Origin of the sequence: Haemophilus pittmaniae (assembly GCF_900186995.1) — a bacterium.
In the GTDB taxonomy this organism is placed as follows: Bacteria; Pseudomonadota; Gammaproteobacteria; order Enterobacterales; family Pasteurellaceae; genus Haemophilus_D; species Haemophilus_D pittmaniae.
In genome coordinates this window covers 276418-288062 of sequence record NZ_LT906463.1, presented here as the reverse complement: position 1 = coordinate 288062, position 11645 = coordinate 276418, and the positions used below count along the sequence as shown (strand labels likewise).

Sequence of the window (11645 nt, the reverse complement as noted above, 5' to 3'; positions counted from 1 at the left end):
AACGCATTATAACCTACAATCCAACTAAGTTATAGCCGCTCAAAAAAGCTTTAGGGCTTGCATTTGAGCGACCACATCGGCAACTTGAATTTGCGACATCAATTCTTTGCCTTTCAGTTTCGTAGCCCAGGGCAATTCGGCGGCGGTTTTACCGGTTTCCCGTAATAAATTTTCATCATACACCGAAACCACATTAGCCAGATTATGATAAGGCGCGGTACGTCGTGGGTTGTGATAGGCGTATAACCCGATTACTGGGGTATTTTGGGTGGTAGCCAGATGGGCCGGACCGGAATCCGGGGCAATGACTAAATCGACCAAACCGATTAGTGCAGTCAGTTGCTTTAAGTTGGTTTTTGCCGCTGCATTGACTGGCTGAAAATCACATTTTTGCACAATCTGATTCACCATCATTTGTTCGCGTTCTGATGGTGATGCACAAAAAATAACATTGATGTTGTGCTGATGGGCGATGTTAGCCACTTCGGCATAACGGTCAATTAGCCAGTCTTTTTCCGATTTACTGGAGCAGGGCGCAATTAGCAGATTTTTACGCTTAGGATCGATAAATTGCATAGCATATTGACGCTCTGCATCAGTTAGTGGAATTTGCCATTGTGGTGTCGCAGGCGGAATACCGAGATACTCGGCAAATGCCATAAAACCGTCCAACACATGAGGCGAAATTGGATCTTCAATACGTCGATTTACAAACAACCATTGACCTTCGCGTGACCGTTTGTTGCCAAAACCGATTTTATATGTTGCGCGAATGCCCAGGGAAAGTAGAGATGCCCGCAGAGCCGTTTGCATATTGAGCAGAGCATCGAATTTATTATTTTTCAAATATTTCCATAGTCCCCAAATACCGTGCCATCCGCTTTTTTTATCATAGGGCACTAACTCAATACCTTCCAATCCGTTAAGTAGCGCCATTTCTGTTTTACCGACAATCCAGGTAATTTTGGTGGTTGGCCAATAATGTTGAATATGTTGGACAACGGCAAGTGCATGAGTCACATCACCGATGGCGGATAGGCGCAGAATACAGAGGGATTTTGGGGGCTGAGTAAAAAGCGGCATAGGGCCTCCTGACATTTGAATTGCTGATATTTTAAAGTAGAATGGCCGCATTTTCTATTCTCTCAGTGATGGCTATGCAGGAATTTCAACAAGGCAATCAATATTTTATTTTTAACCAGGATTGTTCGTTTGAGCCGAAATCATCTTTTTTTGAACCCTCTTTTTGGCAACAACAAGGTCGGGTTTTAGGGGCGGCAAAAGGCCGTGGAACAACCTATTTTGTCTCGGCGCAAGATTATTTCGGTTGTGATTGCGCATTGCGCCATTATTATCGCGGTGGGCTTTGGGGCAAATTTAATCGGGATCGCTACCGTTTGGGCGCGCTTGCGCAAACCCGCAGTTTTGCCGAATTTAGATTATTACACCAATTACATGCAGCGGGACTTGCTGTGCCGAAACCAATCGCCGCCAGAGTGACAATAGGTCGGTTAGGGATTTGTTATCAGGCAGATATTTTGTTAGAAAAGTTGCAAGATGGAGAGGATTTGTGTGGCTATTTAGTCCGCAATAACTTGAACGGAACGGAATGGCAGAGAATTGGTGGATTGATTCGGCAAATGCATGATTTGCAGGTTTGTCATACGGATCTCAATGCTCATAATATTTTTGTACAAGAAAAAGGCGAAAAGCAATATTGGTTACTGGATTTTGATAAATGTGGCTTGCAGCCGGGAGAACATTGGAAATCCAATAATCTTGAGCGTTTGCATCGCTCCTTTCTTAAAGAGGTTGGCCGTATGGGAATTCACTTTACTGAGGCCGATTGGCAACAGCTAAAGAGCGGTTATCAGGGATAAAAAAACACCTTTGCCATATTGGTAAAGGTGTTTTTTATTATGTTAAGAACTAGGCTGCTTGTATGGTTGGAATGCCGCAGTCACCTAAAGTACCATCATCGGCAATTTCCTTCGGTGTACCAAGCACTTCGGCAATTTTGTCTCCATCTTTGAAAAACACAAAACCGCCATGCTCCATTTTGATCCAGGGTTCATCTTTGGTGAGAGGGAAGGTGGTAATAATATTAACTTTGTCGCCATCTTTCGCGTAGTGGCTGAAATCAATGACACCATCATCATCGATACGATGCGCTTTACCGAAAGGTGCTTTACGCATCACATAATGCAAATGGGTCGAGCAGTGCGCGATCATCCATTCACCGTTGGATAGAATGAAGTTAAAAGTGCCATGCTGGGCGAGTTCTTTGGTAACCTCTTGAATGGCATTAAAGATCTCAATTTCCGATGGTTTGCGTTTGAAGCGATTTTTCAAATATTCTGCCATGTAGCAAAATGCTGTTTCTGAATCGGTGTTACCGATAGGCTGGCAGAAGCTGTCCGACATATCCGGTAAATCCTTCAGGTTACCATTATGGGCGAAAACCCAGTTCTCTCCCCAAATTTCACGAATAAACGGATGGGTATTTTCAATCGTGACCTTACCTTGAGTGGCCTTACGAATATGAGCAATGACGTTAAGAGACTTAATATTGTATTGTTTTACGCAGTCGGCAATCGGTGAGTGACTAGCCGGATGATTGTCACGGAAAATACGCACGCCTTTTCCTTCAAAAAAGGCAATTCCGAAACCATCACAATGGCTATCGGTGAGTCCTGCACGGCGGCGGAAGCCTTCAAAGGAAAAGACAATATCCGTTGGCGTATTGCAATTCATTCCGAGTAATTGACACATATAAAAATAACCTAAATTAATAACCTTACATAAAGTGCGTAGATTACGCTTTTCATTAGGCGCTTTCAATATTCATCCGTAGGATTTTTAGATAAAAACGTTACATAAAATAGCGTTATAGCATTTGAGTGATGATATGTCCCGGGAGTATTTGAATACCATTTAGAAGGTGGCAACCGCAGTGAATTACGGTTGCGTTAATATCATCATTTACGGAAACTGAAAAAGTAAAAAGCCGCTAAATTGCTTTAGCGGCTTTTTGAATTTGGCTCCTCCTGCGGGACTCGAACCTGCGACATATGGATTAACAGTCCACCGTTCTACCGACTGAACTAAGGAGGAATAGATGGTGCCTCGAGGCGGAATCGAACCACCGACACGGGGATTTTCAATCCCCTGCTCTACCGACTGAGCTATCGAGGCAAGGCGTTGTCAGCGATGCCGGACAACGGGGCGTATTAAACGATTTTTTAGATGCTGAGTCAACAATAAAATTAAAAAAATCTAAAAAAAACGCGAGTTTGCATACTTTACAAGCAAGATGACTAGAAAAACACCAAAGATATGCCGTTTTTTGAACATCCTCGAGAATGAACGAAGACAATTGGGTTGTTTTTTACTGAAAATGTCACATTTTTCCTTGTTTTTATTTCATTTGTAATAAAATCAATGGGTTATATGTTGTTTTTGAAAAAACTTTGCAAATGGAAGGGCGTTTGTTGTCACATTGCTATGTCGGTTGCCTATGCAAGAAAAAAGCCCGCATAGGCGGGCTTTGAGGATTAGCGACGAACGCGGAATTTTTTCTGCGCATTATCTACTTTAAGTAGATAATTTCGTGCCTGAGAGGATGGGTGGGCGGTGGTCAAGATACGGTAAACCTGTTCCGGATACATCCGGTTAATTTGGTAAATCGCTTCGTCTTTATCTTCATCAAAGACTCTTAACACTGCGCCGGCACCACTGTTATAGGCGGAAATCATAGCAAAACGTTTGGACGCCGGATCGGTAATGCCATCCAAGTATTTGTTTTGTAATAACCATAGATAAGCGACACCTGCATCGATATTATTTGCTGGATCGTAGAGATAACGTTGGGTCGGTTGACCACTAAGGCCTTTCATCGCAAAGACATCACGCCCTGCAGTACTTGGTACTACCTGCATCAAACCGACGGCGTTGGCATAACTAATCGCGTATGGGTTGAAACTGGATTCGGTTTGCATGATACCGAGGATCAGACTTTCGTCGATACCGTAGCGCTGAGCTGCTTTACGAATCAATGGTATATATTTTTGAGCACGTACTTCAACGTGGTTGGCGATCATTGCAATGACGACAAATTGCACCACGTTGCCATTTTGCAGGCGACGGGTTTGTAACTTGTTTTGGATAAGCCAAGTTGCGTAATTGGAAGCAATCATCTCATTAGAGATTTGTTGGCCGTTGTTATCCACAACCTGCCCCAAGAGGAACGGACGCGAGCTTATTGGTACATCTCCGGAAGCAAAGAGGTCGATACCTTTCGGGTCAGAGCCCATTAATAGGGTATGGACGATAGCATTGTGTAAACGATTGAGATCTTTTTGCGTTTCTACAATGATTGAACCTTCGTCAAAGCTAACGTGGCTACGGGTATAGTAGTTGTCGTTGTATTTGACGTAGTCTTTACGGGTTGCCACCAATAGCTCATTTACTCCCCAAATACGGTCGATATTATGGGAGAATTGGCCGGTCAGGATATCTAAACCTTGAGTATCTTTGGCAAACACTTCATCAAAATTAATACCGCGGCGATGATGAGTGTTGGAACTGCCACAGGCGAATAAAAAAGGGATTAGTGCAAGTACGAAATATTTTTTCATCATGGGTAATTATTTTTCCGGTGGAGTATAACCGTCAATGTGGATCTCTTTTCCTTCAAAGAGGAAGTTGATCATTTCCTGTTCTAATAATTTGCGGTGATCGGCATTCATCATGTTGAGTTTCTTTTCGTTCACTAACATGGTTTGTTTTTTGATCCATTCGCTCCATGCTTGTTTGCTAATTGAATTAAAAATACGTTGGCCAAGTTCGCCGGGATAGAGTTGAAAATCAAGCCCGTCAGCTTCTTTTTTCAAATATTCGCAAAAAACGGTTCTAGCCATAATAATTCCTTACAAATTGGGTTAATAGATTCTTCATGGGCGTAGCTAGCCCGATAGCATTTGAAGTGCGCGGATCATACCAATATTTGCCTTCGCTTGATAGGGTTGATTGATATTCTTTGCCGGTTTCCTTCACTTGGCGCCAATCACCGAGGTTATTCTCCAAGATTGGCGGATTATATTGAGCGTAGATCGGGTGAATATCCAGATGAAAGTGGCTAAAGGTATGACGAAAGCTAGGCCATTCTTGATAATGAGTGATCCCCTGACTGTTTAAATACTGCAAAAGTTCCTCTTTATCGGCAAACTGTGGGAAGCAATAAAGCCCGCCCCAAATACCGGAGGATGGCCTTTTTTCTAACCAAACCCGGCCTTGCTCCTGCAAAATCAAGAAATATCCTTGTTTCTGCGGGAGGGTTTTGCTCGGTTTTTTCCCCGGAAAATCTGCCCAACGTTGTTGTTGATTAGCTTGGCATGCTTGATGTAATGGGCACAACGTACATTTAGGTTTACTGCGGGTACAAACCAATGCACCGAGATCCATCATGGCCTGATTAAAATCGGCGACGCGTTCCCTTGGCGTGACTTGTGCGCTTAATTGCCAGAGTTCATCTTCTACTTTTTTTTCCCCCGGCCAACCGGCAAGTGCGAAATAGCGACTAAGCACCCGTTTTACATTTCCATCCAGAATCGGGTAGGGGTGATTAAGGACGGAGGATAAAATAGCTCCGGCGGTAGATCGACCAATACCGCTGAGTGCCCAAACCTGCTCAAATGTATCGGGGAATTGTCCTTGATATTGGTCGCGAATGGTTTGCGCTGCTTTGTGTAGATTGCGGGCGCGTGCGTAGTAACCTAATCCGGTCCAAAAATGCAATACCTCATCCTCATCGGCATTGGCTAATGCATTGATGTTAGGAAAACGGGTAATAAAACGCTCAAAATAAGGGATAACCGTAGCCACCTGGGTTTGCTGTAACATGACTTCAGATAGCCAAACAGCATAAAGGGTTTTGTTCTGTTGCCAAGGAAGGTGTTTTCGGCCGAATTTGTCGAACCAGCATAAAACCGCTTTTGCAAATGGTGCATCAGAAGAAGATTGGGCTTGCATGAGATATTAAAAGGCAATTATTTGAGGCAATAAAAATAACGAAAGGCATTCTATCATTAAATCCGGACGCTTGATCAATTCTCATTTTTTAGTATAATTTGCGCCCTTTGGTGTCGCTTGAGCGACGTATTATTAACTCACGCGGTGTAAGGAGAAAGTTCTTATAGCGGCGTGGCTTCATTTTGAGGTTTTCTATGAAACAAGGTATTCATCCTGAATATAAAGAAATTACAGCAACTTGTTCTTGCGGTAATGTAATCAAAACTCGTTCTACCTTAGGTAAAGACATCAATCTTGATGTGTGCGGTAATTGCCACCCGTTCTACACCGGTAAACAACGTGTTGTAGATACCGGCGGTCGTGTTGAACGCTTCAACAGCCGTTTCAAAATTCCAAGTTCAAAATAATTTGATTTTGAATACAACCCTCGCTTTTGCGGGGGTTATTTTTATCTCTAAAGTATCAATATCTTCTTGTTATGAAAAAAATTCTGCAAAAAATCAGACTCTTCTTGGGGAAGCTCTGTTTAGATCATTCTAATGGGCAATCATTTCAGGTGACTGATGCCCCAAAAATAATTGTTTTACAGCAAGACGGTAAAATTGGCGACTATATTGTAAGTAGTTTTATTTTTCGTGAATTACGCAAACAATATCCAAAAGCTAGATTAGATGTTGTTTGTTCTTACGGTAATTTACAATTATTTCAGGATAATGAATTCATCGATAATTTTTATACAGTAAATCGTCGTAAAGTATGTAGTTACGTAAAGATAGGGCGTCAATTATCACATCAACATTATGATTATTTGATCAATTTACCTGTGCTATTGCGCAATCGAGATTTATTGTTAACCCGTTTAATTCACGCGAAAGTAAATATTGGCTATCAAAAATCCCGTTATAAAATTTTTGATTTAAATGTTGTTGAGGATAATTTACATTTTTCAGAAATTTATCGTAAAGCGATTGAACTATGCGGTGTAGAGTCTGTGAATTCAGACTATCTTGTTCCGTTGAATGATTTTTCAGAACAAAATGTTAGTGGTTTTATTGCAGACCATCATTTGCAACATGCTATTGCCATTAACTTTTTTGGTGCTGCAAATTCCAGAAAGTTTAGTGAGGATAGTATCGCTAAATTTTTATCTGTGATGACCCAAAAATTTCCACAGAAAAAATTTATTTTATTAAGTTTTCCTGCTGTATCCAAATCCTTACAGTCTATTGCAGAACGCTTTCCGCAGGTTTTCGTGTATTCTTCAAGTAAAACCATTTTCGATAGTATTGCTTTAATTAAATATTGCGATACGGTGATTTCGCCGGATACTTCTATCATTCATATCGCTGCAGGATTAGGGAAAAATATTGTTGCCTTTTATCAGGAAAATAACCCCAAAAATTTACAGCAATGGCATCCTAATACACCTCGGAGCCACATTTTATATTTCAAGCAAACGGTAAATGAGATTTCCGCCCATGATATTCAGCCGGAATGGTTGGAAGTTAGTGATAGAGCATAATTATGTCATTATTAAAGAAAGCCATTGTTAAGCTTGTTGGTTCTAGAGCAAAGATTAGCTCAATTAATTTTGCTGAAATTCAATCGGTATTAATTAAGCCTATCGGTGATGCGATAGGTGATTCAATTGCTCATTCAGCTCATATAAAACAACTAAAAGCAGCAAATCCGAATATAAAGATTGGTATTTTTGTCTCTTCGCGTAGCCGTCTGATTTATGAACTATCAGGGTTAGTTGATGTTTTTTTTGAAGATAAAGCTATAACTTATTTTAAGCAGCGTAAGCGCTGGGATCTATACCTAGATTTTATGCCAAGTTATACCACAAGAAGTTTGTTGCTTGAGAAAATATTATCTCCTAAGTTTATTTTTACCTTTTATAAAAGAGAGAAAAAATATTATTCCATTCATTCGATCAACAATTATAACCATCATGCTGATATTACAGATAAAACTCATGTGACGGATTATTTGATGGATTCCTTGTTAGGACAATATTTGAATAGGGAAGAGAGCTGTTATCCAAAACTATTAACCAATTTGCCAGAAGTTTCCCATTTATGGCAGAAGAATAAAATAAAAATTCTGATAGCCCCCGAAGGCAGTACTCGTAGAATACCGGCAAAAGAAATTGCTGCGTTTTTGGATAATCTACCAGAGAACCTAAAAGAAAGATGCGATCTGTTAGTATCGATTAGTGATGCTGAAAAAAATAATTATAAAAATATGCCGGATATTCGTCTTTTACCGAAAGTATCGTTAGCAGAGTATATTGGCTTGATTAATAAGGCAGATTTTGTGCTTAGTGTGGATGGTGGTACCGTCCATATTGCTTGTGCCTGTAGAAGACCATTATTGGCTTTTTATGCGGATAATGTACGTAATTTAGCGATTTGGTCCCCAAAATGTGAGCCTGAAATTCCTTGCAAAGTAATTAAAAGCAGAGAGCCAGGCGATAATAATCACACTGAAAATTTTGATATGAAAGAAGCCTCGATTTGGCTTATTAAACAAATAGACAATTTAGCCTAACAAAAAACCCGACATAATGTCGGGTTTTCTTTTATCAAAGCTTTGATAATTATTCTGCAACAACGATTACATCTAATGTTGCGAATACTTCGCCATGAAGTTGGAAACGCACATCATGGTCACCAAGAGTACGGATTGGACCGTTTGGTAAACGCACTTCGCTTTTCGCAATCTCAACACCGGCAGCTGTTACTGCTTCTGCTACATCACGGGTAGTGATTGCGCCGAATAAACGACCTTCATCACCAGCTTTAGATGTGATAGTTACAGAACCTAAAGCAGTCACTTGTGCAGCACGAGCTTGAGCAGCAGCAAGGCTTGCAGCTGCAGCAGCTTCTAACTCAGCACGACGAGCTTCAAAATGCTCGATGTTTGCTTTAGTTGCCATAACCGCTTTACCTTGTGGGATTAAGAAGTTACGGGCAAAACCAGATTTAACATTTACTTGATCACCAACATTACCAAGGTGAACAATTTTGTCTAAAAGAATTACTTGCATTGACCTTCTCCTTCTTAGTTATGATGAGAATCAGAGTAAGGTAATAACGCTAAATAACGAGCGCGTTTGATTGCGCGGGCTAATTGGCGTTGGTACTTCGCACGAGTACCAGTAATACGGCTAGGTACAATCTTGCCGCTTTCTGAAATGTAGTTCTTTAATGTAGCGATATCTTTGTAATCGATTTCAACAACATTTTCCGCAGTGAAACGGCAGAACTTACGACGACGGAAATAACGTGCCATTTGGCTAGTCTCCTAATCTATAAATTCGATTTGCTCGGCGTGTAATACTAGTTGATTTAAACCACTGGCGGTTTTATGTGAGGTAATAAAACCCACTACTAATAATTCACAACCGACCGTAATGCTTTGAGTTTTTTCTATTAATTGATTACCACTAATTTGCACCGGTATATTCAACCAGGCTTGGCGCGGTAACCCGCTTTCAATCTGCTGGGAACGATGTTCCAAGTAGAATCGGCAATGTTCAATACCGTTAGGGCTTTTACTCCGTTGCGGAATTTTGCAAACTTTGCCAATTATGGAAAAGCGATTATCAATAGTGGAATTACTCTTCAGCATCCTCAAAATCGTTGGTTTCAACTTCAGCTACAGCTTTACGATCATCTTTAGCTTTAGCCATTGGGGACGCTTCGGTTACGGCGTGCTTAGTGTGGATAACAAGACTGCGTAATACAGCATCGTTATAACGGAAAGTCGTTTCTAGCTCGTCGATGACTTGTTGAGGCGCTTCTACATTCATAAGCACGTAGTGTGCTTTGTGTAATTTGTTGATTGGGTAAGCTAATTGACGGCGACCCCAATCTTCTAGGCGATGAATTTTACCGCCGGCTTCTGTAACAGAACCGGTATAACGTTCAATCATCCCTTGTACTTGCTCGCTTTGGTCCGGATGAACCATAAACACGATTTCGTAGTGACGCATTACTGCTCCTTACGGGTTAATCAGCCTTTGACGTAGATTGGCCACGGATCTGCAAAGGCAAGGAACTAAAATGGAATGTGGCCAAGGGTTGCGGATTATACAGAAAAATTTTGACTGTGCAAGGAATAAGCAAGCAATGAAGGAATATTTTCATGGTAGAACAAATATTCGTTCAAAAGAAAAAGCCGATAAGAATCGGCTTTTACAGGAAATGATGGATTAGCGGCTACGGAATACGATGCGCCCTTTGCTTAAGTCATAAGGCGTCATTTCAACGGTTACTTTGTCGCCGGTTAAAATACGAATGTAGTTTTTACGCATTTTTCCTGAAATGTGTGCGATCACGACATGACCGTTTTCTAATTCCACACGGAACATAGTATTTGGTAGGGTTTCTAAAATTGTGCCTTGCATTTCAATGCAATCTTCTTTTGCCATTTGATCCTCTAAAAAAATCGATATTCAGCCCTTAACAATTGGGCGGGTTAATAAAAAACGCGCGGATTATAGCCGTTTTTGTAGGCTGGTGAAAGGTTAAAATCAATCTTGCTCGGAAAATCCCAATAAAATCGCGCAATTTCAAGACCTGTCGGCGATTTACAAAGCAGATATAGGCTCTATAATAGCCCTCACTTTATTACTATTAGGCATATTTATGAGCTCCAAAAAACACTTAGGTCATACGGCGCGGAAGCGTTTTGGACAAAACTTTCTTCACGATAATTCGGTGATTCAAAATATTGTTTCCGCGATTTATCCGCAAGCGGACCAATTCTTAGTAGAAATCGGCCCAGGTCTAGGGGCATTAACCGAACCGGTTGGTGAATTAGTGAATCATCTTACGGTAGTGGAGTTGGACCGGGATCTTGCCGAACGTTTACGTCATCATCCATTTTTACACCATAAAATCACGGTGATTGAAACCGATGCTATGCAGTTTGATTTTGGTGAGCTTTACATAAAAGAACAACTAGCCGAAAAAGGCCAAAAATTGCGTGTATTTGGCAATTTGCCTTATAACATTTCTACCCCATTGATGTTCCACTTATTTAAGTATCATGATGTGATTCAAGATATGCACTTTATGTTGCAGAAGGAAGTGGTGAAACGTTTATGTGCGGCACCAAATAGCAAAGCCTACGGACGTCTCACTATCATGGCGCAATATTTTTGTCAGGTAATGCCTGTGTTAGAGGTGCCTCCAAGTGCCTTTAAACCGGCTCCCAAAGTAGATTCAGCAGTTGTACGCTTAGTGCCTCATCAACAATTACCTCATCCGGTAAAAGATCTTTACTGGCTCAATCGAGTTTGCTCACAGGCATTTAACCAACGCCGTAAGACCTTACGTAACGCCCTAGCAACCTTATTCTCTGCGGACAATCTCACTGCGCTTGGTATTGATCTCAATGCCCGAGCCGAAAATCTTTCAATTGCTGATTATGCCCGTTTAGCTAATTGGTTGGCGGATAATCCACCAGCAAATGATGAAAATATTCCTTTTGAATCAGCTGATATATAAATTTCCCAGTATATATTAATAAATAACCTAAGGATTAATAATGAGAAAATAAAAGTTGGTTTAATTATAAATAAAACCGAGTGAAAATTTATTTCA

General features: G+C 40.9%; 16 protein-coding genes and 2 tRNA genes. 6 read left to right on the top strand and 12 right to left on the bottom strand.

The window, feature by feature from the left end; translation table 11 throughout:
• Positions 1-39 precede the first annotated feature (39 nt).
• Positions 40-1083 (bottom strand): glycosyltransferase family 9 protein, encoded by a 1044-nt coding sequence (locus CKV74_RS01390; protein ID WP_095176641.1) that lies wholly within the window; start codon positions 1081-1083, stop codon positions 40-42.
• A 74-nt stretch (positions 1084-1157) separates the two neighbouring features.
• Between CKV74_RS01390 and CKV74_RS01385 the strand changes: the two genes are divergently transcribed.
• Positions 1158-1880, top strand: a complete 723-nt coding sequence (locus tag CKV74_RS01385; protein WP_095177126.1) for a 3-deoxy-D-manno-octulosonic acid kinase — start codon at positions 1158-1160, stop codon at positions 1878-1880.
• A gap of 49 nt (positions 1881-1929) precedes the next feature.
• Here the strand turns inward: CKV74_RS01385 and CKV74_RS01380 are convergent, their stop codons facing one another.
• The 6 genes from CKV74_RS01380 to mutY form a co-directional block, all read right to left on the bottom strand.
• A complete protein-coding gene (locus tag CKV74_RS01380; RefSeq protein WP_039847742.1) occupies positions 1930-2772 on the bottom strand; it encodes a class II glutamine amidotransferase in 843 nt (280 codons plus the stop codon).
• Positions 2773-3038: 266 nt separating this feature from the next.
• Positions 3039-3114, bottom strand: a tRNA-Asn gene (locus tag CKV74_RS01375).
• 5 nt (positions 3115-3119) lie between these two features.
• Positions 3120-3195: transfer RNA gene (locus CKV74_RS01370), tRNA-Phe, on the bottom strand.
• Positions 3196-3554: 359 nt separating this feature from the next.
• Positions 3555-4637, bottom strand: coding sequence for a membrane-bound lytic murein transglycosylase MltC (gene mltC / locus CKV74_RS01365; protein ID WP_039847743.1), 1083 nt, complete (start codon positions 4635-4637; stop codon positions 3555-3557).
• Positions 4638-4646: 9 nt separating this feature from the next.
• A complete protein-coding gene (locus tag CKV74_RS01360; RefSeq protein ID WP_007241598.1) occupies positions 4647-4919 on the bottom strand; it encodes an oxidative damage protection protein in 273 nt (90 codons plus the stop codon).
• The gene (gene mutY / locus CKV74_RS01355) at positions 4912-6030 is read right to left on the bottom strand and encodes an A/G-specific adenine glycosylase (RefSeq protein WP_095176640.1); all 1119 of its coding nucleotides are present in this window, start codon (positions 6028-6030) and stop codon (positions 4912-4914) included. Before mutY ends, CKV74_RS01360 begins: the two co-directional genes overlap by 8 nt.
• 194 nt (positions 6031-6224) lie before the next feature.
• On the opposite strand from mutY, the gene rpmE reads away from it, so the two are divergent.
• The 3 genes from rpmE (at position 6225) to CKV74_RS01340 (ending at position 8583) form a co-directional block, all read left to right on the top strand.
• Positions 6225-6437 carry a 50S ribosomal protein L31 gene (gene rpmE, locus CKV74_RS01350; RefSeq protein WP_005655540.1) on the top strand — a complete coding sequence of 71 codons (213 nt, stop codon included), beginning with the start codon at positions 6225-6227 and terminating at the stop codon, positions 6435-6437.
• Between the two features lie 71 nt (positions 6438-6508).
• Positions 6509-7552: a glycosyltransferase family 9 protein gene (locus CKV74_RS01345; RefSeq protein ID WP_095176639.1), complete on the top strand. Its 1044-nt coding sequence runs from the start codon at positions 6509-6511 to the stop codon at positions 7550-7552.
• A 2-nt stretch (positions 7553-7554) separates the two neighbouring features.
• Entirely contained in the window at positions 7555-8583 is a 1029-nt protein-coding gene (locus CKV74_RS01340) for a glycosyltransferase family 9 protein (protein ID WP_095176638.1), read from the top strand.
• 49 nt (positions 8584-8632) lie between these two features.
• Here CKV74_RS01340 and rplI read toward each other — a convergent pair whose 3' ends face one another.
• From rplI to rpsF, 4 genes are read right to left on the bottom strand one after another with little or no spacing between them, the layout of a single operon-like run.
• Positions 8633-9082, bottom strand: a complete 450-nt coding sequence (gene rplI / locus CKV74_RS01335) for a 50S ribosomal protein L9 (RefSeq protein WP_007241843.1) — start codon at positions 9080-9082, stop codon at positions 8633-8635.
• Between the two features lie 14 nt (positions 9083-9096).
• Positions 9097-9327 (bottom strand): 30S ribosomal protein S18, encoded by a 231-nt coding sequence (gene rpsR, locus CKV74_RS01330; RefSeq protein WP_005696867.1) that lies wholly within the window; start codon positions 9325-9327, stop codon positions 9097-9099.
• A 12-nt stretch (positions 9328-9339) separates the two neighbouring features.
• Positions 9340-9666 (bottom strand): primosomal replication protein N, encoded by a 327-nt coding sequence (gene priB, locus CKV74_RS01325; protein WP_039847720.1) that lies wholly within the window; start codon positions 9664-9666, stop codon positions 9340-9342.
• A complete protein-coding gene (gene rpsF, locus CKV74_RS01320) occupies positions 9653-10030 on the bottom strand; it encodes a 30S ribosomal protein S6 (protein WP_007241618.1) in 378 nt (125 codons plus the stop codon). Before rpsF ends, priB begins: the two co-directional genes overlap by 14 nt.
• A gap of 70 nt (positions 10031-10100) precedes the next feature.
• Here rpsF and CKV74_RS10440 point away from each other — a divergent pair, with 70 nt between their 5' ends.
• Positions 10101-10253 (top strand): hypothetical protein, encoded by a 153-nt coding sequence (locus CKV74_RS10440; protein ID WP_007241844.1) that lies wholly within the window; start codon positions 10101-10103, stop codon positions 10251-10253.
• Here the strand turns inward: CKV74_RS10440 and infA are convergent.
• The gene (gene infA, locus CKV74_RS01315; protein WP_007241725.1) at positions 10250-10468 is read right to left on the bottom strand and encodes a translation initiation factor IF-1; all 219 of its coding nucleotides are present in this window, start codon (positions 10466-10468) and stop codon (positions 10250-10252) included. The genes CKV74_RS10440 and infA overlap by 4 nt on opposite strands.
• Positions 10469-10685: 217 nt before the next feature.
• Between infA and rsmA the strand changes: the two genes are divergently transcribed.
• The gene (rsmA, locus tag CKV74_RS01310; protein WP_007241567.1) at positions 10686-11549 is read left to right on the top strand and encodes a 16S rRNA (adenine(1518)-N(6)/adenine(1519)-N(6))-dimethyltransferase RsmA; all 864 of its coding nucleotides are present in this window, start codon (positions 10686-10688) and stop codon (positions 11547-11549) included.
• Positions 11550-11645 lie beyond the last annotated feature (96 nt).

Bases quoted from the DNA above. Each gene is read 5' to 3' on its own strand.
- CKV74_RS01390 (WP_095176641.1), bottom strand. From the start codon at position 1,083: ATGCCGCTTTTTACTCAGCCCCCAAAATCCCTCTGTATTCTGCGCCTA.
- CKV74_RS01385 (WP_095177126.1), top strand. From the start codon at position 1,158: ATGCAGGAATTTCAACAAGGCAATCAATATTTTATTTTTAACCAGGAT.
- CKV74_RS01380 (WP_039847742.1), bottom strand. From the start codon at position 2,772: ATGTGTCAATTACTCGGAATGAATTGCAATACGCCAACGGATATTGTC.
- mltC (WP_039847743.1), bottom strand. From the start codon at position 4,637: ATGAAAAAATATTTCGTACTTGCACTAATCCCTTTTTTATTCGCCTGT.
- CKV74_RS01360 (WP_007241598.1), bottom strand. From the start codon at position 4,919: ATGGCTAGAACCGTTTTTTGCGAATATTTGAAAAAAGAAGCTGACGGG.
- mutY (WP_095176640.1), bottom strand. From the start codon at position 6,030: ATGCAAGCCCAATCTTCTTCTGATGCACCATTTGCAAAAGCGGTTTTA.
- rpmE (WP_005655540.1), top strand. From the start codon at position 6,225: ATGAAACAAGGTATTCATCCTGAATATAAAGAAATTACAGCAACTTGT.
- CKV74_RS01345 (WP_095176639.1), top strand. From the start codon at position 6,509: ATGAAAAAAATTCTGCAAAAAATCAGACTCTTCTTGGGGAAGCTCTGT.
- CKV74_RS01340 (WP_095176638.1), top strand. From the start codon at position 7,555: ATGTCATTATTAAAGAAAGCCATTGTTAAGCTTGTTGGTTCTAGAGCA.
- rplI (WP_007241843.1), bottom strand. From the start codon at position 9,082: ATGCAAGTAATTCTTTTAGACAAAATTGTTCACCTTGGTAATGTTGGT.
- rpsR (WP_005696867.1), bottom strand. From the start codon at position 9,327: ATGGCACGTTATTTCCGTCGTCGTAAGTTCTGCCGTTTCACTGCGGAA.
- priB (WP_039847720.1), bottom strand. From the start codon at position 9,666: ATGCTGAAGAGTAATTCCACTATTGATAATCGCTTTTCCATAATTGGC.
- rpsF (WP_007241618.1), bottom strand. From the start codon at position 10,030: ATGCGTCACTACGAAATCGTGTTTATGGTTCATCCGGACCAAAGCGAG.
- CKV74_RS10440 (WP_007241844.1), top strand. From the start codon at position 10,101: ATGGAATGTGGCCAAGGGTTGCGGATTATACAGAAAAATTTTGACTGT.
- infA (WP_007241725.1), bottom strand. From the start codon at position 10,468: ATGGCAAAAGAAGATTGCATTGAAATGCAAGGCACAATTTTAGAAACC.
- rsmA (WP_007241567.1), top strand. From the start codon at position 10,686: ATGAGCTCCAAAAAACACTTAGGTCATACGGCGCGGAAGCGTTTTGGA.